At 53.6% G+C, this 24,825-nt stretch carries 21 protein-coding genes and 5 pseudogenes; 17 read left to right on the forward strand and 9 right to left on the reverse strand.

The genetic code is table 11. The features are described from left to right. Positions 1–85 precede the first annotated feature (85 nt). Entirely contained in the window at positions 86–871 is a 786-nt protein-coding gene (gene pbpG, locus TKWG_RS10025) for a D-alanyl-D-alanine endopeptidase (RefSeq protein WP_050981715.1), read from the forward strand. A 59-nt stretch (positions 872–930) separates the two neighbouring features. Here the strand turns inward: pbpG and TKWG_RS21470 are convergent, their stop codons facing one another. Continuing rightward, on the reverse strand, positions 931–1,647 hold the full coding sequence (locus TKWG_RS21470; protein ID WP_014750728.1) for an alpha/beta hydrolase family protein: 717 nt from the start codon (positions 1,645–1,647) through the stop codon (positions 931–933). A gap of 63 nt (positions 1,648–1,710) precedes the next feature. Between TKWG_RS21470 and TKWG_RS10035 the strand changes: the two genes are divergently transcribed. Beyond that, a complete protein-coding gene (locus TKWG_RS10035; RefSeq protein ID WP_014750729.1) occupies positions 1,711–2,172 on the forward strand; it encodes a GatB/YqeY domain-containing protein in 462 nt (153 codons plus the stop codon). Positions 2,173–2,353: 181 nt separating this feature from the next. On the opposite strand, the gene dinB is transcribed toward TKWG_RS10035, so the two are convergent. Further along, a complete protein-coding gene (dinB, locus tag TKWG_RS10040) occupies positions 2,354–3,418 on the reverse strand; it encodes a DNA polymerase IV (RefSeq protein ID WP_014750730.1) in 1,065 nt (354 codons plus the stop codon). A 213-nt stretch (positions 3,419–3,631) separates the two neighbouring features. On the opposite strand from dinB, the gene TKWG_RS22465 reads away from it, so the two are divergent. Next, a complete protein-coding gene (locus tag TKWG_RS22465) occupies positions 3,632–3,985 on the forward strand; it encodes a hypothetical protein (protein ID WP_081489268.1) in 354 nt (117 codons plus the stop codon). Here the strand turns inward: TKWG_RS22465 and TKWG_RS10050 are convergent. Next, the gene (locus TKWG_RS10050; RefSeq protein WP_014750732.1) at positions 3,881–6,466 is read right to left on the reverse strand and encodes a UvrD-helicase domain-containing protein; all 2,586 of its coding nucleotides are present in this window, start codon (positions 6,464–6,466) and stop codon (positions 3,881–3,883) included. The genes TKWG_RS22465 and TKWG_RS10050 overlap by 105 nt on opposite strands. 1,170 nt (positions 6,467–7,636) lie before the next feature. On the opposite strand from TKWG_RS10050, the gene TKWG_RS10060 reads away from it, so the two are divergent. Continuing rightward, complete coding sequence (locus TKWG_RS10060; protein ID WP_014750733.1) at positions 7,637–7,891, forward strand: hypothetical protein; 255 nt, start codon at positions 7,637–7,639, stop codon at positions 7,889–7,891. Here the strand turns inward: TKWG_RS10060 and TKWG_RS26485 are convergent. Next, complete coding sequence (locus TKWG_RS26485; RefSeq protein WP_014750734.1) at positions 7,872–8,078, reverse strand: hypothetical protein; 207 nt, start codon at positions 8,076–8,078, stop codon at positions 7,872–7,874. The two genes, TKWG_RS10060 and TKWG_RS26485, sit on opposite strands and share 20 nt — an antisense overlap. Before the next feature lie 2 nt (positions 8,079–8,080). Further along, positions 8,081–9,037 (reverse strand): methyltransferase, encoded by a 957-nt coding sequence (locus TKWG_RS10070; RefSeq protein WP_014750735.1) that lies wholly within the window; start codon positions 9,035–9,037, stop codon positions 8,081–8,083. Between the two features lie 412 nt (positions 9,038–9,449). Here TKWG_RS10070 and TKWG_RS10075 point away from each other — a divergent pair, with 412 nt between their 5' ends. From TKWG_RS10075 to TKWG_RS10125, 12 genes and pseudogenes are all read left to right on the forward strand, one after another. After that, a complete protein-coding gene (locus TKWG_RS10075; RefSeq protein WP_014750736.1) occupies positions 9,450–10,034 on the forward strand; it encodes a YceI family protein in 585 nt (194 codons plus the stop codon). A 408-nt stretch (positions 10,035–10,442) separates the two neighbouring features. Continuing rightward, complete coding sequence (locus tag TKWG_RS10080) at positions 10,443–10,859, forward strand: hypothetical protein (RefSeq protein ID WP_014750737.1); 417 nt, start codon at positions 10,443–10,445, stop codon at positions 10,857–10,859. Positions 10,860–10,939: 80 nt separating this feature from the next. After that, a complete protein-coding gene (locus TKWG_RS10085) occupies positions 10,940–11,290 on the forward strand; it encodes a GFA family protein (protein ID WP_014750738.1) in 351 nt (116 codons plus the stop codon). Between the two features lie 446 nt (positions 11,291–11,736). Continuing rightward, positions 11,737–13,392, forward strand: coding sequence for an ABC transporter substrate-binding protein (locus TKWG_RS10095; protein ID WP_014750739.1), 1,656 nt, complete (start codon positions 11,737–11,739; stop codon positions 13,390–13,392). A gap of 191 nt (positions 13,393–13,583) precedes the next feature. Then, positions 13,584–14,329, forward strand: a pseudogene (locus tag TKWG_RS10100) (ABC transporter ATP-binding protein); the annotation flags it as partial. A gap of 6 nt (positions 14,330–14,335) precedes the next feature. Beyond that, entirely contained in the window at positions 14,336–14,461 is a 126-nt protein-coding gene (locus TKWG_RS23975) for an oligopeptide/dipeptide ABC transporter ATP-binding protein (RefSeq protein WP_238534408.1), read from the forward strand. A 77-nt stretch (positions 14,462–14,538) separates the two neighbouring features. Further along, positions 14,539–14,948 (forward strand): annotated as a pseudogene (locus tag TKWG_RS26490) (ATP-binding cassette domain-containing protein); the annotation flags it as partial. An 18-nt stretch (positions 14,949–14,966) separates the two neighbouring features. Next, on the forward strand, positions 14,967–15,431 hold the full coding sequence (locus tag TKWG_RS26495; RefSeq protein WP_014750742.1) for an oligopeptide/dipeptide ABC transporter ATP-binding protein: 465 nt from the start codon (positions 14,967–14,969) through the stop codon (positions 15,429–15,431). A 13-nt stretch (positions 15,432–15,444) separates the two neighbouring features. Next, a complete protein-coding gene (locus TKWG_RS10110; RefSeq protein ID WP_014750743.1) occupies positions 15,445–16,380 on the forward strand; it encodes an ABC transporter permease in 936 nt (311 codons plus the stop codon). After that, positions 16,377–17,267 (forward strand): ABC transporter permease, encoded by an 891-nt coding sequence (locus tag TKWG_RS10115; protein WP_014750744.1) that lies wholly within the window; start codon positions 16,377–16,379, stop codon positions 17,265–17,267. Before TKWG_RS10110 ends, TKWG_RS10115 begins: the two co-directional genes overlap by 4 nt. Positions 17,268–17,287: 20 nt before the next feature. Beyond that, a complete protein-coding gene (gene pehA, locus TKWG_RS10120) occupies positions 17,288–18,826 on the forward strand; it encodes a phosphoric/sulfuric ester hydrolase PehA (protein WP_014750745.1) in 1,539 nt (512 codons plus the stop codon). 34 nt (positions 18,827–18,860) lie between these two features. After that, a complete protein-coding gene (locus TKWG_RS10125) occupies positions 18,861–19,517 on the forward strand; it encodes an HAD family hydrolase (protein ID WP_238534360.1) in 657 nt (218 codons plus the stop codon). 148 nt (positions 19,518–19,665) lie between these two features. Here the strand turns inward: TKWG_RS10125 and TKWG_RS10130 are convergent. The 4 genes and pseudogenes from TKWG_RS10130 to TKWG_RS10145 all read right to left on the reverse strand — a co-directional run bounded on the left by TKWG_RS10130 (position 19,666) and on the right by TKWG_RS10145 (position 23,988). Then, positions 19,666–21,283: pseudogene (locus TKWG_RS10130) on the reverse strand (GMC family oxidoreductase). Positions 21,284–21,288: 5 nt separating this feature from the next. Beyond that, a pseudogene (locus TKWG_RS10135) lies at positions 21,289–22,088 on the reverse strand (shikimate dehydrogenase family protein). A gap of 19 nt (positions 22,089–22,107) precedes the next feature. Then, positions 22,108–23,129, reverse strand: a pseudogene (locus TKWG_RS10140) (transketolase family protein). Between the two features lies 1 nt (position 23,130). Further along, on the reverse strand, positions 23,131–23,988 hold the full coding sequence (locus TKWG_RS10145; RefSeq protein WP_014750747.1) for a transketolase: 858 nt from the start codon (positions 23,986–23,988) through the stop codon (positions 23,131–23,133). Positions 23,989–24,106: 118 nt separating this feature from the next. On the opposite strand from TKWG_RS10145, the gene TKWG_RS10150 reads away from it, so the two are divergent. Beyond that, on the forward strand, positions 24,107–24,823 hold the full coding sequence (locus TKWG_RS10150) for a GntR family transcriptional regulator (RefSeq protein WP_014750748.1): 717 nt from the start codon (positions 24,107–24,109) through the stop codon (positions 24,821–24,823). Positions 24,824–24,825: the final 2 nt, after the last annotated feature.

Raw genomic sequence — 24,825 nt, forward strand, 5'->3', positions numbered from 1 at the left:
CGTGGTGCTGGCCACTGGTTCTATTGTACCCGTTTCCAGTTTCGCGCAGGAAGATGATGGCAGCCAGACCTATGACGCCCTGCCGCTGGCCAGTACCGTTGTTGGCCAGGCGGACAATGGCGGTATTGTCCGCTCCCAAGTCGCCTATGTAGTCGACCTGACCGATAACCGCATACTTTATTCCAAAAATGCCGATGTAATCCGGCCCATTGCATCAATCAGCAAATTGATGACCGCACTGATCATCACTACTGCCAATCTGAACATGAACGAGCAGATCGTCATTACGGCAGATGACATTGATCGGGTTAAAAAATCATCCTCGCGACTCTCTGTGGGTACGGTATTGACACGCAGCGAGCTGCTGCATCTGGCCCTGATGTCTTCGGAGAACCGGGCAGCGCATGCGCTAGGCCGAACCTATCCTGGCGGCATGAACGCCTTTGTACGCGAAATGAACGCCAAGGCACGCCAGCTGGGCATGACCAGGACCCGTTTTGTAGAGCCAACGGGACTATCACCACAGAATGTCGCCTCCCCTCGCGATCTGGTGCGTCTGATGCAGGCCGTGCATCAGCAGCCGCTTATTCGCGAATACACCACCAGCGACAAATACCAGATCGTGACCAGCAACGGTCGCGAACAACGCTATCGTAATACCAATCGCCTGATCCGCAACAGCGACTGGAACATCCATATTTCCAAAACCGGCTATATCCGGGAAGCGGGCGACTGCCTGGTGATGATGACTGAAATGGATCGTCGCCCGGTTGCCGTCGTACTGCTCAACGCCGATGGCGGGTTGACCCGTTTTGCAGACGCGGTGCGTGTGCGTCATATGGTTCAGCAAGATTACCCCACCTTGCTGTAAAGCATGGAGAGCCAAACCGGACCGCAAGGGCTTGTTTGCCTGCTGTCCCGGTTGCTCCTCTAATGCAGGGAAGTGGGCGGCGTCCTGCCCTCTTCTTTATCACTCTCAGACTCTGCTGCATAGCGCCAGTATCGCAATGGCACACAGGTTTTCAGCCTTTCAAACATTTTTCCAATCAGCACTTCACTGAATGACTCGGCCGAGTTCATGGCAATGTCAATTGTCGCATCGGCCTGCAACTGCGCCATTCGTTCATGCGCCTCGCGAGCCCGCGCCGATGGCACTGCCATATCGCGATCGGCATGCAACAAATGGACGGTTGTATCCAGAGATAGCTCCAGAGGATAGGCAGGAAACTTTGCACCGAATGTAATCAGCCTGCCAGCAATCGGCTGCTCCAGCAGCGTTAAGCCCAACACTAGCGAACCCGCAGGTCCCACACCGATCACCGCCGTGGCTTCGCTCAGTACGCCGTGAATGTGCTGACCCGCCTGGATATCATGCTCCAGTGATTTGATATTGGCTGCCAGGCGTGGCGCAAGTTGCGCAGTTGCCGGCGCGTCCGGTTCCGCGTCCGCAGCGTCCAGCCATGCCGTGTCTTCATCCAGCGCAACGACCGCGATCCGGATCACAGCATCAGGAAATTCAGCTCGAATGGTGCCTAACAAAAATGGCATATTCGTTAATTGCTCGTTCTCTTCATGCAGTATGTAAAACAACTGACCATGGGTGTCGCCTTCCGGGAGAAGAATCTGGGAAGTCTTTATTTCCGTCATATATATCTCCGAAAAAGTTATGCCATAATATGAAACTAATCTTACCATTCCCGGAATAAATTCATGTCTTCTTCCCTCAAAATAGCAATATCAGATGCCGTCAAAGACGCCATGCGCGCCAAGCAGACCGCAAGACTGGGCACGCTGCGCTTTCTGCAGGCCGCTATCAAACAGAAAGAAATCGATGATCGCGTTGAACTGAATGACGACCAGGTGCTGGCCATCATTGAAAAACAGGTTAAACAGCGCAAGGAATCCATCACTGCTTTCGAAAATGCGGGTCGCACGGAAACGGCCGAAGCAGAAAAGGCAGAACTGCAAGTGCTCAGGGAATTTCTGCCGGAAGAGGCATCGGAACAGGAAGTCGCTGAAGCGGTCGACGCAGCGCTGACTCAAGTGACAGCAGACGGCATTACCGGCCCGGCAGTCATGGGCAAGGCCATGGCCATTCTCAAGCAAAAACTGGCGGGTCGTACAGACATGGCAGAACTGTCCAAGCGCCTGAAAGATCGTCTTAAACCGTAAACGGTCAATTTGATACCACGCGCCTGATCATGTCGCGCAACAACTGCGATGAGCGCGCGATCAATTGACGCACCCGACATTAGTCACTATGCCATTTTCTTCTCTGCCAACAGCCTGCGGAAAATGGCATTTTTCTTGCGCCTCATGCGTTACTGGCGATCAGCCCCAGACAACATACGAGCTACAGCAGCGAAATCTGCGCTGCAATTTCATCCACTTCAGCAAAAGCGCTAATGCCCAGACCAATAAGCCGATATAGCGTATGACGTTTATCGGCTTCAAGGCGGGCCAGCAGCGTGGCCGCTGCATGTCGCACCTCATCCACTGAATACAACGGATTGGAATAGGTCTGCGAACGAGTCACGATCCGGAATGAGGCGCTTTTAAGCTTGAGCGTGACGGTACGGCCGAACTTGCGTTTGCGCAGCACCTGCTCCCATAGTTTTCTGGCGATGGCATCCAGTGGATCCTGCAGTTGCAGATAGGGCAAGTCCCGATCAAAGGTCGTTTCCGTGGAGATCTGCTGCGACTGCTGATTGGTATCGACTTCACGCAAATCAATGCCGCGCGCCAGTTCGAACAAACGATGGCCATACGCGCCGAAATGATGTGTCAGCTCCCATTCACTGCGCAGGCGCAAGTCCGCAATAGTCTTCATTTGCAGCCGATGAAACTTGGCCAGTGTCACCCGCCCGACGCCGGGAATTTTTTCCAGCGGCAGATCCTGCAAAAACGACATCACCCTGGATGGTGGAACCACACAGATGCCGTTGGGTTTATTCCAGTCCGACGCGATTTTGGCCAGAAATTTATTGGGCGCCACGCCGGCAGATGCGGTGAGCGACGTTTCACGGAAAATGTCCTCCTGGATCCGGCGGGCCACTTCTGTTGCAGATGCAATACCCTTGTGATTGACAGTGACATCCAGATAGGCTTCGTCCAGCGACAGCGGCTCAATCCGATCCGTGTATTGCTGGAAGATACCGCGCACCTGGCGCGACACCTCGCGATACAAAGTAAAATTGGGCGCGATATAAATCGCATGCGGACACAGTTCGCGCGCGCGCCTGACCGACATGGCCGACCGCAAGCCAAATTTGCGTGCCTCATAAGACGCGGCAACAATCACCGAACGAATGCTGTCCCAGGCGACAACCACGGGCAGGCCTTTGAGCTGCGGATTTTCGCGCAGCTCAACAGAAGCATAAAATGCGTCCATATCAATATGGACAATTTTTCGTGTCATGGATCCAGACGGTCAGTTCGTATTACAATTGTATTGTAGCGATTCCCGCCAGCCCTCATTCCAGGTACTTTAACTATCATGCAAAAATTCGTCGCATTGACTGCCCTTCTCATCGCCCTGGCCGGTTGCGGTGTGCACCAAGGTCATTATAAGGGTGCTCCGGCCGTGCCAAGCGATGCGCCACCTCCAACTTCTTTGCTTTCTGAATAAATCATGACTGGTGATCCTGGTATACAAACAAGCCTGGTTCGGGCGATCCACAATGGCATTCAGGTGTTGGCGCAAGTCAATGGTCTGGCGCTGGACATTTATTTGATTGTAGAAGACGTAGACTTTGACCGGATTCCGGATATCCTGCCAAACGCGCGTTTTGAGCAGGACGGCCAGATCCATGTATCCAGCCTGGGCCTTGAAGACGAACCGGTGGAAGATGAAATGGAATCCATTCTGGCCAATATGGACTCAGATGATACGGTTCTTTTTTTCTGCGCCGACGCCGATGCCTATGAAACTGCGCTTGACTTTATCAACTATACCGGCGACCGGTCGTTCCTGCCGATCAGCTAATGTGGTTTCGTGCGCATGCAAGCGGCGGCCTGATCGTAATCGCCGAGCAATTTTAACTGCTAGGTTCGATGAACATGAATGACCAAGCCGAATGATCACTTTCCACCGGCCGCCTCTTGCCAGCCTGCGTTTGTCAAAGCTGCAGACTGTGGCTTTATTTTCTTGCAGCAACTCCCTCACAAATACCGACCTTTTTTTAATGTCTTGCGGTACCAGCAGCCACACGTGCTTTCTAGCGCGCGTCAGGGCGACATAAAATAGCCTTCGTTCGTCTGCGTGCTCAAAGCACTCAGGCTGCGGCAAAAAGTGCTCTATCACCAGGTCAGCGTGCCTGCTTGAAGGAAAGCCGTATATCCCCTGCTCCATATTCAGAATCAATACATAGTCGGCTTCCAGCCCCTTGGAAGCATGCACGGTGCTCACGCTGATCTGCAAGCCTGGATAGCGCTCGGCGTATGCGCTCAACCTGTCGCTATCGGGTAGCAAGTGCGCAAACCGCGCCAGAATAAGCACCGAGTCCTTTGGGGGTGAAGGCGCTGGCCCGTGGCCAGCGGTGGTTTGCGCGGGTGCCGCAACACAGGCCGAACAGCCAACTGGATGGATATCCGCGACTGCAGACATTAACCCGGTCGGCATCGTAAAGCCCGTCCGAGCCACAATCCACTTCATCAGTCTGATGCCTGCTCTGAGCGCGAACGACACCGCGCAGGTGCTTTGAAAAAGTGTCTCCGGGATGTGGTCACCGCATTGTGTGACGTACATCCACCGGGTCTGCGCCTGCTGGAGCTTTGATAAGATTACCGCCAGGCCATCCTCCTGCCGGGCGACCGTTACCACAAGCCGCAAGTCATTGCTCGCTGCAAACAACCGCTTACGGTTCTGGAACGGGTTTTTCATCAGGAACCGGCTACTCACATTACACAGCGCCTGATTGAACCGGAAGGTGCAACTCAAAGGTACGATCCGTGCCTGTGGATGCACATACTCTGAAAATTGCGTGCTGTAACGGATATCACTGCCCGCAAAACGATAGATAGCCTGCCAGTCGTCGCCCACGCAAAATAGCCGCAGATCCGGCCGCTGCCGCAGCATGGCAGCGATGAGCGCAAACCGCGGCATCGATATATCCTGGAACTCATCAATCAATATGTCACGCCAGGGAACGACGAAGCGACCTGAAGCGACATACTGCGTTGCCCGGGCGATCATATCGTCAAAATCAATTTCTCCTTGCGTCTGCAAACGCACTTTATAGGCTGTCGCCAGCGGCTGCACCAGCGCAGTGATATTCACCATGCGACGCTGTTCCCACGCCCCTTTAAGTTCAGCGCGCCTGGCGTCCGGACCCAACTGCGCCTTGCTTTGAAGATACAGTGGCAACACAGTGGCCAGGCTATCGACCAAAGAGAACCAGCGAACAGAACCGACCAACAGTTGCAGGCAAGCGCGTTGCATATCCGCCCTGCCCTGTCTATTGCGAATCTGACGATTTGGATTGTTGTTGCACGCGGTGGCACCCCTGCCTTTGCACGCTGCTGTGCCACACTCAATTATTTTGCGGTTTAACAGCTCAACCAGTTGCCAGATGTCGAGCAGATATTCCGGTGCTTCCCAAAGAATAAAATGATGCGTGCCGTAATACTGGTGAATGCCGGCAAGCCGACGCGACAGTGTGGCGGCAACGCACCGCTCGTCTATCGGCCTGACGCAATCGAACACATCAACATAAACATTTGCCTCCCGCAGATAAAAAGTGCTCTGATATGGCCGGCGCCTGCCCAGAAATACGGGGTATGGATAATGTTTTCGATATTCATATTCAATACCCATCAAGCACAGTGTATTGGCGACCAGGCAGTCAAACGAAAAACGTACGATATCGCCACGGACGGTCTGCAATAGGTGTGCAGAATTCTTGGCCAGATAAGCACAGCGCTCAGAAAACTCACACGACAATGCAAGCCCAGGCTCGATCATTGCAAAATACTCAAACAGCAAGCCGGCATATTGCGCCGATGTCGCGGCCAAGTGCAGCATTTGTTCATGAATAAAAGCGGTCAGCTTCTGCCGATCACTACACAGCTCAGTGAGCACAGGTGCCTTACCTTCGACTTCGCGTACGATACGCAAGCCCAGGCTGTGGAAAGTGCTTGCTGCAAAGCCTTGGATCGGCCAGCGCGCAGCAAGCCGGCGCTTCAGGCGCGTATCAATTTCCAACGCTGCTTCACGGGCAAACGCCAGGCAGAGAATTTCATCAGGCTGAGCCAGCCCATGCGCCATGAGAAACGCAGCGCGCCCGGTCAGCGTGCTGGTCTTGCCCGTACCGGCGCCTGCCAGCACAAGCGTCGCAGGCGCATTCGAGATACACGCCTGACGTTGCTCTGGCGTTAATGGTGTGCTCTCAATACTGTCGAACAAATCTGCATAGCGTGCCAGCCACGCCGCCGAGTTGTCGTTGTTAATGCTATCCAATGGCTGCATTCGATATCTTTGTTGATAACAAGCGAATGCCACAGATTAATGAATCCGAACCAAAAACAGGGGTTTTTGCGGGCGTTTTTATCCTCGCGTATTTACCAGCCCGCTTCGCAGGTCGCCCTGTGTAAATCGCCTGTCGTTGCCCAACACACCATTACGACCATCAAAAGATCGCCCAATAGGCCGTCGCGAACCCGACGGACACAACTCTCTGTTTTTAAATGGTTGATCACGCCCCTTACCCCCTGCCTTGGTCAGCACAGTTGCGCAGTTGACTCACCTGTTGCAGGCTGCGCGCGTGCAAAGCATACCGACAAAATCTATGCTTGAATAAAAAAACCGATAACGCAGCAACGTTATCGGTTTTTTGTACAACGAGCAGGAGGATCTGAACGATGGCATAAACAACAACGGCAATAATAATGCGCGCTATCTATGCCTGTCGATCACGTCCTTGGTTAAACGGCGTTATGCCGTCAGGCTGCAAGCTATCAGGCTGTGGACGAGACAGATCCTGAACAGGTGCGCCACTGGTGCCCTGCTGCATTGGCACTGGCTGGCCCGGTGCAGCTGACTGACCAGATTGCGGCATTGCTTGCGCAGGCTGGGAAATAGGTTGACCATCAGGGCCATACACCGTCGTCGTGCTGGTACCTGTAGGTGGAACAGAACCTGCTGGTACTGCCTGAACCGGTAAATTCTGTTGCTGGGCCTGACCCGGCGTGACAGGTACCGTTGTCTCTGTCATGCGCAGCGTTGGCTCAACATACATATCCTGAGACTGCCAAGGCAGAACGGGTATCCTTTGCCTCGCCCAGCGCATGCCGGGACAGATTGTCAGATGGCGTAGCAGCGTGTACGTTTACTGATGCTGCAGTTGCGAGAACGATCATAGCGGGAACGAGAAATTTTTTCATAGAAGTACCCCTTTAAAAGACATAAACAAAACTTATACGACTCTCATCATAACAACAGAATCACACTTGAATGTAACGGAATGCATACAAATCAAACATATCAATTCCCACAATGGGCAAATACATGCGTTCAATTCAATACGTTACAGGATATTCTTCTATTACTATAACTGAATTTAATTAAAATAAAAGTGCGTGATTAATAATCCGATACAATACAGCCACCAGACAATACAGCCCCAACAGGAGTTCGTGAATGAAAAAACTGCTATTGATTCTTGTCCCTATCGTGCTGGCCGGTTGTGCATCCAGCGGGCTTGACGTGACAGATCGCGGCAATTATGGCGTCAAGTGTTCACCCGATGCGAAAACGCCACCGAACTGGGAAATGTGCATGCAGACGGCTCAAAAAACCTGCGGCTATCAGAAACCTGTCAATATTTCACAACACAATCCCACTGGTACTGGCACACCAGAAGACACCTACTTCATCAATTTTCAGTGTCAATAGGCGCCAGACACCATAGCGATGTCGTCTCTTGCGCGCGTGCCTCATGCAATGGGTCTGACCGATCAGCCGCACGGGCGTGGCTTGGCTTGGCCTCGTAAACGGTAAGCACGCGCAAATCATTATCACTAAACAGCTGCGCCAACGCGTGTTCTGCGCGCAAGCCCAGCAACTGAGCCAGGTCAGACATGATCAGCCAGACCTGTCCGCCCGGCGCCAGATGTTCTCGCGCTTTTTGCAAAAGCCTTTGAGCATCTGTTCGCCGGGGTCATAGACGGCCGCATCAAGCGATGAAGTAACCTTGCCTGGTAACCAGGGCGGATTGCACACAAGCAGGTCGGCCCTGCCCTCAGGGAAAAATTCAACTTGCCGTACTTCCACCTGATCGTTTAACCCTAACCTGTTCACATTGTCCCGCGCGCAGGCCACGGCCCGCGGTGAAGAGTCAGTGGCAATGATCCGTGCAATGCCTCGTTTGGCCAGCAAGACAGACAGCACACCCGTACCTGTGCCGATATCGAATGCACTGTGGCAGTTTTCCGGCAAGGACGCTTGCATGAGCAAGGCAAGATACTCGGCGCGCGAGGGTGAAAATACGCCATAGTGCGGATGAATCCGAAAATCACAGCTGCTAATAGGCACCCCTTTGCGACGCCACTCATAGGCTCCGACCACACCCAGCAATTCTCTTAACGACACCAGCATGGGCGGGTGTACAGCGCCGTACACCTGCAACAGCGCCTGCTCCCAGGCAGGCGCCCTGCGCAGTGCAATAGAATTGTCAGATTCGAGCCGGATTAGTAACAGACCAAGCAAACGTGCCCGCTGCGCCTGCTGCATCCGGTACCGGTGAAAGCGCGCAGCAATTGGCTCGACATCAAGATCGGCTGCCGCTTTGGTCTTTCGATCCAGCCGGCGCCCCAACGCCTGCAGCAGTTGCCTGCCATTCTGGAAGTCACCGCGCCAGAGCAAGCCAATGCCATTGCGCATTTTTTTCAGTGCCTGATCGGCCCGCATCGTATCGTCTGCATACTCCACAGAGGTTGGGGCGGCAAAGCCGGCTTCTGAATGCCAGACAACCGTTTGCTCGCCATCAGGCAGGATCTGGCTCAACGCCTGAGTGCTACTCTCGGTCTGTTCGGTATTCATTGATTCAATTCCCTTAGAATTACATATGCTGCTTGTGTGGCGCCGGCCCAACGACTGTTATGTTTGTTCTCGTGTTAGCCGCAAGCGGCGAACAAAGCGCGTGCACCCACCAGCGCCCGAACGCCTAATTGGCATCGTCCTACCGGGTAAACAAGGCATTGTGCCACAAAACAAGCCGGATCCCTCCTTTGCATCGCGCGCTACCTCACGGTCTTGGCCGCGTGCTCAACACGGCTATCGAGCTGGGTAAGCAGTTGCAATTTTGTTTTGCCTTCTTGGTCTGGAGGGTGAATGCCGTAGGCGAGCCGTTACTTACAGAACACTGAATAAATTCATGATAAATTATCAAAGTGATTCTCGCGCCAGGCATCAGATCGTTGCTTTGCCATCATTTTTTTCAGGAGTATATTGAATGACCTCTGTATTACGTAATACCGCCCTGTCTGCCGCCCTGCTTTGCGGTATCGCCGGCACGGCCCATGCTGAAACGGCAAACTACGAAGTAGAACCGACCCACACATTTGTGACCGTGGAAGTCATGCATTTCAAGACGTCCACATTGCGCATTCGCTTTGATGATGTCCAGGGCACCATTGCCGCCGATGCCAAGCAAAACAAGGGTAGCGCCGATATCAAAATAAAAGCCGGCTCGGTCAATTCAGGCACCAAGGATTTCGATGATCATTTGAAGTCTGCCGATTTTTTCAACGCCGAAAAATATCCGGAAATAACGTTTGCCGGGAAGTCGTTTGAATACAAGAATGACAAACTGGCCACGGTAGGTGGTGACCTGACTCTGCTGGGCCAGACTCATCCGGTGACGCTCAAAAACACCAATTACAATTGCTATTTCCAGCCCGTACTGAAAAAGAACATCTGCGGCGGTGATTTCGAAACCACGATCAAACGCTCGGAATGGGGCATGAACTGGGGTATCGACATGGGCATTCCAGACGAGGTAAAAATATTGGTTCAGATCGAAGCCATCGTCAAATAACAAGTGACGTATTTTCCTGTGAACAACAGGGGAACTCAAATAGCCGGGCCAGGCAAAGTTATTGCTGCATTTCTTGCGCTTGACGGGTAGTTCTGCAATGGCCGCCGATGACATCGGTGGCCATTTTTATGCAACTACTGTTCTCTGATTACGCTCTCATTTGTACCGCGCTGCCTCCCCTCTTTCTGTTTTCTCCTTTCCTCTCTTTTTTTGGCTGCATCTTTTCTCGAGACTCTCCTGTTATATCCGTCACAGGATCACTGCCAGTGCCTGGGTTGCTGGTCCGCTGCAAGGCAGCCAAATTTCATCATAATATTTCTCTTTGTATCAATTCTAAAGTTGTATATACTTTTGCGCAGGCGGGTTCCCCTCTTTAGCTAACGTTTTTTGCTTCAGGAAAATTCGAACATGACTTCATTAGTGAAAAAAACAGCCGTTATCACAACCTTAATTTTGTTGGCAGCCTGCTCGTTTAGCCAGAGTGATCCCTATGCTGAGTTCAAGGCACAAGAGCTGGAATCGGACAAAGCCATAACCGCAACGGCAGCAGCCTTCGCCGATAAATACCCACCCGCTTCGGTAAGCCGCTGCGAAGTCATGACACATGAATCCTACGAGAAAGGAACGCGCTGCTATCGGGTGATCAATCGCAATTGGGAGCGTGACTACAAGCAGGCATATGACAATGCTGACAAGCGTACCCGCCCCGTGTTAAAACGATACCATTCCAGTTTCTCTTCGTATTACCTGGCTCCCACAACCCCGGCCAGGCAAAGAGCCGCTGAACGGGCTTATGAACAACTACAGCGTCGCATCGGCTCCTGACCCCGCAGGCCAGGCGGGCTGAATGCACTAAACCATGCAGTCTGCCAAAGCCAACGGTTGCAATATACAAGGAGCGATCAATGTCATATCTAGGAAGCTGCCATTGCGGCACAGTCACTTTTACGGTCAATGCTGAAATACCCAGCCAGGCAATTAGTTGCAACTGCTCCATCTGCAGGCGTACCGGCTCACTCCTGACCTTCGTGCCCGCCGACCAGTTTGAGTTAAATAGCGGCAACGATCAGCTAAAGACCTACGAATTCAATAAACACAAGATTCAGCATCAATTCTGCCAGCGCTGCGGTATCCAGTCATTTTCCAGCGGGCTGCTGCCCGATGGTACCCGCAGCTATGCCGTCAATTTGCGCTGTGTGCCTGAAGCAGACCTGGATGCGCTTGAGCTCCAGCATTTTGACGGGGCATCCGCTTAACATCGTTTGCAGGTGTTGAATTTTCTATCACTCCTGAATTGAATCTACACCTGCACGATATTAGCTGCCAATATTATTAGGCACAAAAAAATCAAACAATAAGACAGTGGCCAACAAAAAGGACATGCGATTTTCTGTAAGTTTTTTGTTGGCCAGAGCCGAAGGATTCAAACCATCTCATCTTGCGCGACATGCAAGTGTCCCTCCTGCACGAACAAGCCATCTTGTGACAATGCTCGCGACCAAATCGAACACTCGTGCTCAAATAAATTTGAGCACAACACCCGGGCTTTTATCACACTAATGATTATCGCAGCGCACGTTACAGCCTGAGGATACTTATTCAAGTCATCAATACGTAACCCAAATGTCATTGCGACGACTTTTGGTCTGGCTACACTCCCCGCTTTCAATCGCTACACGTAGCAAAGCAGAGAACACATACCATGAAACTTAGTCGCCGCGAAATGCTAGGCTTTTCGGCTGGTCTGCTGACCGCCATGATTTCACCCGCATGGGCTCAAGCCACTAAAAATACCAATGGCAAGCGCATTCTCCGTGTTGCAGTGCCCGCACTGGCCAACAACGGTACCTTGGCAACGCTACGCGAACAGAGTAACGTCGGCCGCCGCATTCTGCCTTCAATCGTAGAGCCCGTCATCGCAACGGACGTACTGGGTGATTTGAGTCTGAAACCGGGTATCGCCCAATCCTGGCGACGTATTAACGACCGTGTTCTGGAACTCACGCTACGTCAAGGTGTCATTTTCCATAACGGCGACGAGTTGACCGCGGAAGACGTCGCGTTTAGCTTCGGCCCGCAAGTCATGTTCGGTAACACGCAACCTAATCGGGGTGAAGGTGCCAAGACAATTCGTCTTGACGGCGGGAAGGTAAGCAAGACGCGTGGTCCGCAGTGTCCACCCGAAGTAGCCGCAGTGGGCAGACGACTGTGGCCCTCTCTGGAAGCGGTTAAAGTCATTGATAAATACACCGTGCAGTTTGTCAATGCGATTCCTGACCCCACTTTGGAAGGCCGCCTGACGCGTATTGGCTGCGAAGTCATCAGCAAGCGCCACTACGAGCAAGCCAACGACTGGCAAGCGTGGGCTGCCGCGCCGGTCGGTACCGGACCGTACAAAGTCAAGGAATTCAAGAAAGATCAGCATCTGATTCTTGAGCGTCACGAACAGTACTGGGGTGGCGCAGCCGAACTTGAAGAGGTGCACTTCGTTGAAGTCCCCGAACTGGCTTCACGCCTTAACGGTATGCTGGCGGATGAATACGATTTCGCCACTGATATCCCTACTGATCAAATCAAAACCGTAGAGCAGTCGGGTAAGCTGGAATTCGTTGGCGGCCCCATTCAAAACCACCAGCTCACCTGCTTTGATAAAACACACCCCGTCTTAAAAGACCCTCGTGTACGCCTTGCTCTGGCACACGCCATTGATCGTCAGATGATCGTCGACATGATGTGGGACGGTCGAACCGTTGTTCCCAAGGGTTTACAGTTCGAGTTCTATGGCCCGATGCTGGTCACCGAGCATAGTACGCCGGCCTATGACCCTGAAAAGGCAAAGGCCCTGCTCAAAGAAGCGGGTTACAAGGGCGAGACCATTCCCTATCGAGTGTTGAACAACTACTACACCGGTCAGGTACAAAAAGCGCAGATCATGGTTGAAATGTGGCGTGCCGTCGGCGTAAACGTAGCGATTCAAATGGTCGAGAACTGGTCTCAGATCTATGACAAGTCCACCCAGCGCGGCATCCGTGACTGGTCGAATTCAGCGGGTTTCAACGATCCCGTCAGCTCACTCGTACAGCAGCATGGCCCGAATGGTCAGCAACAACAGATGGGCGAATGGAGCAACGAAGAGTTCAATCAACTATCGGGTGTACTCGAAAATTCGTCGGATCCTCAAGAACGCAAGCGCGCCTTTGCACGCATGCTGCAAATTGCAGAATATGAAGATCCCGCCTATATGGTCGTACATCAAACAGCCGCCTTTTACGCCAAACGCAAAGACATCAACTGGAAATGGTCACCCACCTTCTATATGGATTTTCGTAAGGGCAACACCTCTGAGAGTACAGCGTGACCGCAGCCGTCCTGACACACTTCGTTGCGCACCAGCCTCGGCAAGACGCAAGCCATACGGCAAGCGAGCGTGTTCAACACTCAATAAAGTCCGAAGTACTAACAGAGGCTTCGCCTTTGCTGCGTATCCGTGATCTTAAGGTCTCGTTTGACAACGGCACCCATCTGGTACCCGTCCTGCATGGCGTGGACATGGAGGTAAGGCGTGGCGAGACCTTGGGTGTGGTTGGAGAATCGGGCTGCGGCAAGAGCGTGACCTGGATGGCGGTTATGCAACTGCTGGGTAAACGGGCGCGGATCGAGGGCGAGATTACCCTGGGCGGAAAAAATATTGCCAATTTGCCAGAAAAGGCAATGACAGGCATTCGTGGCAACCGTATCGCCATGATCTTTCAGGATCCGTCGTCCAGTCTCAATCCCGTCAAAACCATCGGCAGTCAGTTAATGGAAACCGTGACACTGCATCAAGGCCTAAAAGGCCATGCGGCGCGGGCCGAGGCGATCCGATTGCTGGACAAGGTTCGTATTCCCAGTGCCGATCAACGCATGAGGTCCTGGCCACATGAGCTATCGGGCGGCATGAACCAGCGCGTCATGATTGCCATGGCGCTAGCGGGTCAGCCCGAACTACTGGTCGCCGATGAGCCAACAACCGCGCTCGACGTCACCATACAGGCACAGATACTGGACTTGTTGGAGGAACTGCAACGAGACACGGGTATGGGATTAGTCGTGATTTCACATGATCTGGGCGTCATTGCGCAAGTATGCGACCGCGTCATGGTGATGTATGCCGGGCGCGTGGTGGAAAAGGCGCAAGCGAACCGCTTATTTAATAACGCCGCACATCCGTATACGCAGGGACTGATTGGTGCCCTGCCCGATCTGGACGGCCCATCAAGCGTCTGGTAGCAATACCCGGTACGGTGCCGTCCCCTATGGCGATGCCATCAGGCTGCAGTTTTGCCCCCCGTTGCTCGCACCGCATGCAACGTTGTGATCTGGAACAACCACGCTTGGTTGCCTGGCAGGACGACCATCTCACCGCTTGCTGGAGACTTCAATCATGACGACACCATTGCTGGAGGTTCGTTCGCTGGCACGCCATTACCGCGTTCGCCCGCAACGCAGCCTGTTTGGTCGCGCCATGACACTCAAGGCAGTGAGTGACGTATCGTTCACTGTTCATGCTGGCAAAACGCTGGGGTTAGTTGGAGAATCAGGCTGTGGCAAGTCCACCACGGCCAAGCTCAGTCTGGGCCTGACCCCCGCGACCTCAGGTCACATCGCTTTTGAAGGCGCCGCCTTACCCAAGCAGCGAAATGCCCATTGGCGTGAGTTACGCCAGCACATGCAAATGGTATACCAGGACCCATTAAGTGTTCTGGACAAACGCCTGCCTGCGATCGCACAGGTGATCGAGCCGTTGACGATTTTCAAAAAAACGACACCCACTGAACGACGCGAGCGTTCCCAAGCCATGCTGAACGAGGTGGGATTGAATCAGTCACTTTGGAACCGTTACCCGCACGAACTCTCAGGGGGCAGCGCCAACGCGTAGTTTTAGCACGCGCATTGATTCTGAACCCTAAATTATTAGTCTGCGACGAACCCATTTCAGCACTGGATGTCTCCATTCAGGCGCAGGTTATCAATCTGTTGCAAGACCTGCAGGTACAGCATCAGCTTGGTATGCTGTTTATTAGTCACGATTTGAAAGTGGTACGCCAAATTTGCGACGAAGTTGCCGTGATGTACCTGGGCCGCATCGTTGAACAGGGTAAACCGCAAGCGCTGTTTGCGAACCCGGCGCATCCATATACCCAGGCACTCGTATCGGCCATACCAACGTTGTCGCGCAGTAAAGGTCATCAACGCATCTTGCTGGAAGGCGATCCACCCAATCCGATCAATATGCCGTCTGGCTGTTCCTTTCACCCGCGCTGCCCACAGGCCACCGCCCGTTGCCGTGAACAGATTCCCCCCATGCAAACGCTTGCCAACGGCCACAAAGTAGCCTGCCTGCGTATTTCACCCTGAGCGCATCCCTATCATGCTTCATTATCTGTCTGAACGAATCATCAGACTGCTCATTACACTGTTTCTCGTCTTGAGCTTTGCCTTCGTTATTTTACGACTATCGGGTGATCCGGCACTGATCATCATGTCACCCGATGCACCGCCCGAGGCGCTCGAAGCCTTCCGCAAGGCCTGGGGCCTGGATGCCCCTTTATGGCAGCAATATGTGGGCTATTTCGTCAATCTGTTCCAAGGTAACTTCGGCGTATCGATGAAAGACGGTGCACCCGCGATGAGCACCGTGTTCGAACGCATACCGGCTACGCTGGCGATTACTATTCCCGCCATGGTGCTGCAACTGCTTATCGGCATACCCGCTGGCGTCTACGCAGCCCTGCACCACAACTCTCGTATCGACCGATGTTTAATGGGTTTTTCGATCGCGGGTCATACCTGTCCGAGTTTTGTGCTGGGTTTGTTGCTGGTCATGATGCTGTCAGTCGGAATGGGTTGGCTGCCCACCGGGGGTTACGGTACGGTTCAACATGCCATTTTGCCCATACTGACACTATCACTCGGCGGTGCCGCCATCTTGGCCAGATTCACCCGCTCCGCCATGGTGGAGGTCCTGGGCCAGCCTTACATACGGACCGCATTGGCCAAGGGGCTAAGCTGGCGTCAGGTCGTCTTTCGGCATGCCCTGCCGAATGCCGCCATCCCCACGGTCACGCTAATCGGCATGATGGTTGGTGGCCTTATCGCTGGCGCGGTTGTCGTGGAGACCGTGTTCTCCTGGCCTGGCGAAGGCCGTCTATTGGTAACGGCGGTTGCAACGCGCGATTTATCGGTCGTGCAGGCGATATTAATTGTCGTGGCAACATGCATGGTTCTTGCCAACCTTCTGGTTGACGCCTTGTATGTCATTTTAGACCCGCGCCTGCGTGCAGGTCGCCAGGGAGCAAAAGCATGAATACCGTATCGGCCGGTGCACCCGCTTCTTTCCAAACATCGCGTAGCAATCTGCAAGCTTTCTTCAAATCCTGGCCACCGCTCGTTCTGTTCAGTCTGGCTTGGCTGTTGATCATGCTTGTCACTGCTGCGTTTGCCCAATGGCTTATGCCCTACGAGTTCAACCAAATGGACTTACGTGCTCGGTTGCAGCCACCTGTGTGGCTCAGTGGTAATTGGGGACATATTTTAGGTACCGACGAACTCGGCCGCGACATCTTGTCCCGCGTCATATCCGCCATTCAAATCAGTCTTCTCATCGCCTTTGCCTCGACCGCAATCTCGACAACATTAGGTGTGTTATTAGGCGTACTGGCGGCGCATTTCAGAGGATGGGTTGAAAATCTGGTACTGGTGCTGATCGACTTCCAGGCCGCGATGCCCTTTATGATTATCGCGCTGGCGGTGCTCGCCTTCTTTGGCAATACGCTGCCGTTGCTCATTGGTCTGATGGGCTTCTATGGATGGGAACGCACGGCCCGCATTTCCCGCAGTCTGACCATCGCAGCCAATGAACAGGGATACGCAGCAGCAGCCCATGATCTAGGTGCCTCGGCCACGCGCGTCTACGGCAAACACGTACTACCCAATATCGCCAGCACAATCATCGTCAATATCACAGTCACCTTCCCCGGCGTCGTGCTGCTGGAATCCGGTCTTTCATTTTTGGGACTGGGCGTTCAGCCACCCATGGCCAGCCTGGGGAACATGGTGGGTTATGGTCGCGAATATCTGCAGTCAGCCCCCTGGATTCTCTTGTGTCCCAGTTTTGTGATCGTCATGACCACCTTTGCCATTAGCCTGGTCGGTGACTGGCTGCGTGACCGTCTCGACCCTTCAGTAACCTAATAACGAATAACAGGTATTTTATGAAACAGAAAAAAAACGTGCTGCTGATCGTCGTTGATCAATGGCGCGGCGACACCCTTCCCAATCTTGGTCATCATGTTCAGTTGCCCAACGTGGCACGCCTGGCCGCCGAGGGCGTCACCTTCGCCCATCATTACACCCAGGCTGTACCTTGCGGACCAGGCCGAGCCAGTCTGCTGACGGGCATGTATATGATGAATCATCGTGCCACGCAAAATACCATTCCACTGGATGCCCGTCACACTAACGTCGCCTGGGAATCCCGCAAGGCAGGCTATGAACCTGCTCTGGTCGGCTACACCACCACGACGCCAGACCCACGCTACACCGACCACCAGGACCCGCGTTTTCGTGTCCTGGGTGGCGAAATGGATGGCTGGAAAATCGTCGGCTCCATGGGCCTCAAAATGGAATCCTATTTTGCCTGGGCTGCGCATCGCTGGGCCGATATGCCGGAAACGCCCGAAGATATTTGGCTACCGCGCGATGCCAGCCCGGATGAGATTGGTGCCACTGCCAGCCCCTCCCGCGTTCCGGCGGAGTTCTCTGACACGTCCTACTTTACTGAAAAGGCGTTGGAGTACCTGCGCGGCACCACCCATAAACCGTGGTTTCTGCACCTCGGCTACTGGCGCCCTCACCCACCCTTCATTGCACCAGAGCCCTGGAACTCGATGTATGACCCCGAGGACAGCCCGGCTCCTGTACGGGCAGACAGCCCTGAACAAGAAGCAGCACAACACCCGCTGGTCGACTTCTACCTCAACAACGTTGGACGCAAAAATTTCTTTCGTCATGGTGAAGGTCTGGCAAAAGATATGTCCATTAATGAAGTCAAACAGATGCGGGCTACGTATTACGGCCTGATGAGCGAAGTGGATGCCCAACTGGGCCGCATATTTGATTTCCTGAAAGAAACCGGCCAATGGGACGACACGCTGATCATCTTTACCAGCGACCATGCTGAACAATTGGGTGACCATCATCTATTGGGCAAGCTCGGCTACCACGACCAGAGTTATCACATCCCGATGATCGTACGCGATCCCCGGCCCGAAGCTGATGCCAGCCGTGGCACCATCGTACGTGAATTTACTGAAACCATCGATACCGTGCCCACCATTCTTGAGTGGATGGGGGTCCCCGTGCCGCGCAGTTGCGATGGCGCATCGCTGCTACCGTTCCTGCCCGAAGGCAAAAGACCCGACGGCTGGCGTACAGAAGTGCATTACGAATTCGAATTCCGGGATATTTTCTATTCGACACCAGAAGCACATATGGGCACAGGTCTGGACGACAGTGCTCTGACTGTGATTCAGGATCACGACTACAAGTACGTGCATTTCACCAAAGCGCCGCCCCTGTTTTTTGATCTGAAAGCCGACCCGGGACAATTTCACAATCTGGCCAACGATCCTGCATATCAAGGTATCATGCTCACGTATGCGCAAAAAATGCTGTCGTGGCGCATGCGTTACATGGAGCGCACTTTGACCGCTTATACGGCATCACCTACAGGACTCTTGAAACGTGCTTAATACACTCCCGGCAGGTTTAAAACTGCATTCCCTATTGACGCAGGACGACGTCCGCGGACTGGTGTTCGACCTGGACGGCACCATCATCGATAGCGCGCCAGACATCATTCAGGGCATGCGCCTGACGTTCGAGCAGGCCGGACTGGACCAGCTACCGTCCGACTATTTTCCTGATGATCTGCATGGCACACGTGACGGTATCATGCGAAGTATTATCGCCGACATGGGGTGGCAGGTACCCGCAGATTTTGAATCTCTAAAAACCCGCTTTGTGCAAAATTACGCGGCTTTGGATCATATGAACACCTCTGTCTATGCAGGTGCTCAGGACGTGTTGGAAGCATGTCGCGAAGCCGCTCTTCCTATGGGCATCTGTACCAACAAGATCTACGAAAGCGCGGTGTCCGCGACCCACAAAATGGGTATTCATGGATTGTTTGACTACATCAGCGGCTCCGACTCCTGGAGTCAGGCGAAGCCATCTCCCGTCCCCCTACTGGAAACAATCCGTATGTTAGGCCTAAAGCCTGAGCAATGCCTGTATTTTGGCGACACCTCGGTCGATGCAGAATGCGCACGCGATGCCGGCGTACGCTTTGTACTTCACACTGCAGGATATGGTGGCTCGTCGCTCAATGACACACCGAGGGATTTTATGTTTCAGCGGTGGGATGAGCTATTGGTTGCCTAAGGCTTTTGGGCTGCCTGGCCATAGATAGAGCGATATCCACGTAAAGCAACGGGGGCGATGCGATGCATAAACCATGCAGCATATCGCCCCAACCGTTGAAAGGCACGGCCTTACGTTCACGCTAACCTGACAAGTGCGGCATATCACCCTACCCGCGCATCTCAGAAACCGCATCCTCCAATACCATATCTGCCCCTTTCTCCGCGATCATCATCACCGCTCCCTGAGTATTACCTGAGACCATCGCAGGCATCACTGAGGCATCGATCACACGCAGACCAGACAATCCATTCACACGCAGACGCAGATCGGTAACCGCATCGGGATCAGAGCCCATTCGACAGGTACCAATGGGGTGATAAATCGTTTGTCCGTTATGCCGGGCGAAATCCAGCCATTGATCGAACGTGTCGACCGTCTTTCCCGGACTCATTTCATTGTCGACATAAGGCCGCAACGCAGGCTGCTCAACAATACGTCGTGCGATCTGCATACCCCGCACAAGCGACTCACAATCAACGCCTGTACTCAGGAAATTAGGCCGAATAGCCGGTGGCGTCATCGGATCCGGTGACTTGATATGAATCGTCCCGACAGACTGTGGCCGCAGCTGCGCTACACCAATCGTCATGCCAGGCGCGTGGTCCAAAATGCGTTCAGCGGCATTCGCATAACTGGCATGCACGAAAAAATACTGCACGTCGGGGCGCGCCAATTGAGGACTCGTTTTGATAAAGCCGTGCACAAGGCCCGTGCCGAGCGTCAGGATACCCTTGCGGAGCATATAGTAGCGTGCTACCTGTTGCGCCAGTCGCCAACCGCGTGACATCTCATTTAAGGTCACGGTATTTTTGACGCGCCAGTTCATACGCGTGGCAAAGTGATCGATGTAGTTTTCCCCCACCGCCGGCAGCGAATGCACCACATTGATGCCATAGGATTTCTAATAAATCAGGGTTGCCCACACCTGACAGCTCAAGCAGCTGAGGCGTCTGTATCGACCCTAAACAAAGAAGGGTTTCACGCCCGGCCCGAACTTCAATCGTTTGCCCAGCACGACGATACACAAGCCCGACGCAACGCGTGCCCTCGAAAATCAGCCGCTCGACATGCGCGCCACTGATGACCTGTAGATTAGAGCGTGACACCGCGGGTTTCAGATAACCATTGAATGCGCTCCACCGTTGACCACGATGTTGTAGCACCTGATAATAGCCCACGCCTTCTTGATCACCACTGTTGTAATCTGAATTTAAAGGTTGCCCGTCTTCACGCGCGGCCTCCAGAAATGCATCGGATACCGGAAAGCGCTCTTTGACCTCTTCAAGATGCATCGGCCCTGCGTGCCGCGTCCTGCACCGCCTTTCTCGTAATTTTCAAGCTTGATAAAGTACTTCTCAACGTCCTTGAACGCCCACCATGTGCGCCCGCAGCAGCCCAGCCGTCGTAGTCTTGGGGCTGACCGCGCACGTAGATCATGCCGTTAATCAGCGTCGAACCACCCAGGCCTTTCCCCCTGGCACGGAAATCACGCGGTCGTGCGTATTAGGCTCGGGCTCGGTTTGAAAGCGCCAGTTAAATACTGGATTAGTGAGCAACTTACTAAAGCCCGCCGGAATCGAAATCCACATGCTGTTAGCGTCGTTCCCCGCTTCCAGCAACAACACACGATATTTACCATCAGCAGTCAGGCGGTTGGCAAGGATACACCCCGCAGTGCCGCCACCAGCAATGATGAAGTCGTAATCTGCCCTGTTCTCGTTCATACCCGTTACTCAGCATCCACGCCCAGAAACTCAGCCATCAGTGCAATCTGACCGGCCAGCATCGGGGCACCGTAGTGAATAGCACAACCTTTGGCTTGCGCTGCCTTGAGCAAGGCGGTGTCGGCAGGCTGCATGATAATTTCGCATACCAGCTGTGTCGGTTCCAGTTTTGACGTATCAAGCGGCAGTGGATCGCCCTCGGCTAAACCCAGGGATGTGGCATTAACAACCAGATCGTGACCCGACGGATCGGCCGTGCCAACACGCACCACGGCATCGGGATAAAGCGATTTGATTCGTTCCAGCAGATCCTGTGCGCGTGCCGTGGTGCGATTGGCGATGGTCAGTTGCGATACCCCGGCCTGCACGAGCGCGAAACCGATCGCATTCGCTGCCCGCCCGCTCCCGCCAGATAGGCCGATTTACCTTTGATCGCTCTGCCCGCGTCCTTCAGGCCACGCACGAAACCCTCACCATCGAGCATCGTGGCCACCAATCGGCCATCGGCCTCGCGACGTACCACATTGGCGGCACCGATAAGCCGGGTAGCCTCAGAGGCATCGTCGCACAATGCCAGCACCGCCGTCTTGTGCGGTACGGTCACGATCACGCCAAGCAGATTTTCCAGGTTACGCAGACCGTTAACCGTAGCGGTCAGGTGAGCGGGTTTCGTATGCATGGGCACCAACACGCCGTCATAACCCACAGTCGACAAATGTTCATTCATGCGCTGTGGCGTTTTTACGTGATGAATAGGATCGGCCAAAATGCCAATCAGCTTGGTGGTACCGGTAATTTCTTTCATGATCTGTATTCCTTACAAATTAGCGCTTGCGCAATTGCTCGAGAGCCACCTGTTCAATACCGGCCGCATCCAGTTTGTAATGCGCGTAAAGCGTATTTGGCGGCGCAATTAAACTGTATTCATCGTTAATACCGTGACGGAATAGGCGCGTACCCGTTCCCTCATCGGCCAGGACTTCGGCAACGGCTGACCCCAGCCCACCCAGCACATTATGCTCTTCGGCCGTGATCAATAATGTAGACTGCGTGGCCGCTTTAATGACTGCGTCACGGTCCAGCGGCTTGATCGTCGGCATGTCAATCACGCCGACGGAATAACCAGCCGCCGTTAATGCCGTAGCGGCTGCCAGCGCCGCATGCACGGTAATACCGCAGGCAATGAGTGTTAAGTCAGTACCTTCCGAATGAACAATGGCACGACCGAATTCAAAGGGCGTACCGTCAGCATACACCTGCGGGTCGCGGCCACGACCAATACGGAAATAAATGGGCTCTGGCCATGACGCCGACGCTTGATCGCTGCGGCCAGTTGTAGGCCATCAGCGGGCGACACCACCGTCAAGCCGGCAATCGCACGCATCGTGGAAATATCCTCGGTCGCATGGTGTGACGTACCATAAAAACCCAGGCTAATACCAGTGTGGTGGCCGATAAGCCTGACCGGCAATTGCGTATAGGCTACATCCATGCGAATTTGTTCGCAGCACAGCAGTCCCATGAACGACGCAAAGGTGGCGACAAACGGCATATGTCCGCAAGTCGCCAACCCGGCAGCGGCAGACACCATGTTTTGTTCAGAGATACCAAACTGCACGTAACGCTCAGGAAACGCGGCAGCAAAACGATTGAGGCCGTTGGAATACTGTAAATCAGCAGACCCGGCCACAACAGGGTGACCGGCATCGGCCAGTGCAATTAATCCTTCTGACAAATAGTTCAGACCAGGGTTGACGGCATTCAGGGCGCGATACTGCCACGAATCAGAGGACGTAATTTGTGCGGTATGAGCGCCCGCGTCTGCGGACAGGTGTGATGCAGTCATGTTAGATCTCCCTGCTCATAATTTCTTCGATGGCGGCGGTTGCGTCGTCTGGAGCGAGATAACCCAAATGCCAACCTGGCTCGGTCTCCATGAAAGAGACGCCCTTTCCTTTGACGGTCTTGGCGATGATGCAGGCGGGTTTTTCGCGCTGCTTGTCGGCTTTCAGGGTACGCAGCAAGGTCGTTAAATCTTGCAGGTTATGGCCGTCGACTTCGTGCACCTCCCAGCCAAACGCAGCCCATTTTTCCTGTAACGACTCGACGCCCATCACGTCATCCACTTTACCGTCGAGCTGAAAACCGTTGCGATCAACAATGGCAATCAACTTGCTCAGTTTGTTGTGAGCCGCAAACAACGCGGCCTCCCACACCTGGCCCTCTTGCATTTCACCATCGCCCAGCATGACGAAGACGTTGAAATCCTGCTTGTTAAGTCGTCCTCCGACCGCCATCCCAACACCATTGGATAAGGCGTGGCCAATAGAGCCTGAGCTGAAATCAACGCCAGGCACCTTGGTCATGTCGGGATGATCGCCCAACGGGCTACCCAGTCGGGTATAGCCATTGAGCAGTGATGCGGGAATGAAGTCGTGATCAGCCAAGATGGGGAACAGGCCAACGGCGGCATGCCCCTTTCCCATCAGGAATCGGTCACGTTCAGGCCAGGCGGGCTCACCCCGCCTGATGTTCATGACGTCGTAATACAGCGCCGCAAATATCTCGGCGCAGGAAAAGACCGAGCTGTAGTGACCGATCTTTGCGATTTCGATCAAACGGATCGTTTCTAGACGTACAAAGCGGGCTTTGTCACGTAAGACCTGGATCTCCTCCACGGTCAAAGTCTGAGGCTCATGCGGCATAACGCTGTCCTTGTTGTTTAAAATATATGATATATAATATAGCCAATCTGGCGCTTTGTGACAACGACAAGATAAAATTCTTTATCGCGTCCGCATCAAGTCACAGCAAACTTACGACATGTCTAATCTCAAACCCATTAAAAAAGAAAATCTGTCTGTCCGGGTCTACAACGAAATCCGCAGTGCGTTGATCGATGGACAGTACGAGCCAGGTGACCGCCTGATCATAGGAGAGCTGGCGCAAGCATTGGGGGTTTCAATCACCCCAGTTCGCGAAGCGATCTTTCGCTTAATCAGCGAACAGGGTCTGGAGATGCAGGCCGCTACCTCGGTCTATGTCCCCTACGTGAGTTCGGAAAAATTGTGGGAAATACAACAGATTCGTTTTCACCTTGAAGGCCTGGCCGCATCAGAAGCGGCAAAAAAAATCACCCGCAAGCAGCTTGATACCCTCATCGCCTTGCAACGTGATTTCATCGCACACACAGCCTCTGATCCAAAACGCGCCAGCTACTTGAATCGCAAATTTCACTTCGCCATTCTTGAAGCGAGCGGCATGCCTACACTGCAAGCGACCGTAGAAGCGTTCTGGGTCGTGACCGGACCCATCCTGAAGATTTTTCACATCAAGACAGCAGGATTGGATTATTCCAGCGATCACCATCGTCACGAAGCCGTGCTGGCCGCATTTGAAGCGCGCGACTCGGCCGCAGCCACCCGAGCCATCCAGGACGATCTGATGTGGGGCGGTAAGATCATGTTCGACTGGCTGGTCGAGAAAGAAAAAGAGCAAGAGCAAAAACCGGCCGTACAGGCCAAACGATTACGCAAGTGAGG

Source organism: Advenella kashmirensis WT001 (assembly GCF_000219915.2).
GTDB classification, from domain to species: Bacteria; Pseudomonadota; Gammaproteobacteria; order Burkholderiales; family Burkholderiaceae_B; genus Advenella; species Advenella kashmirensis.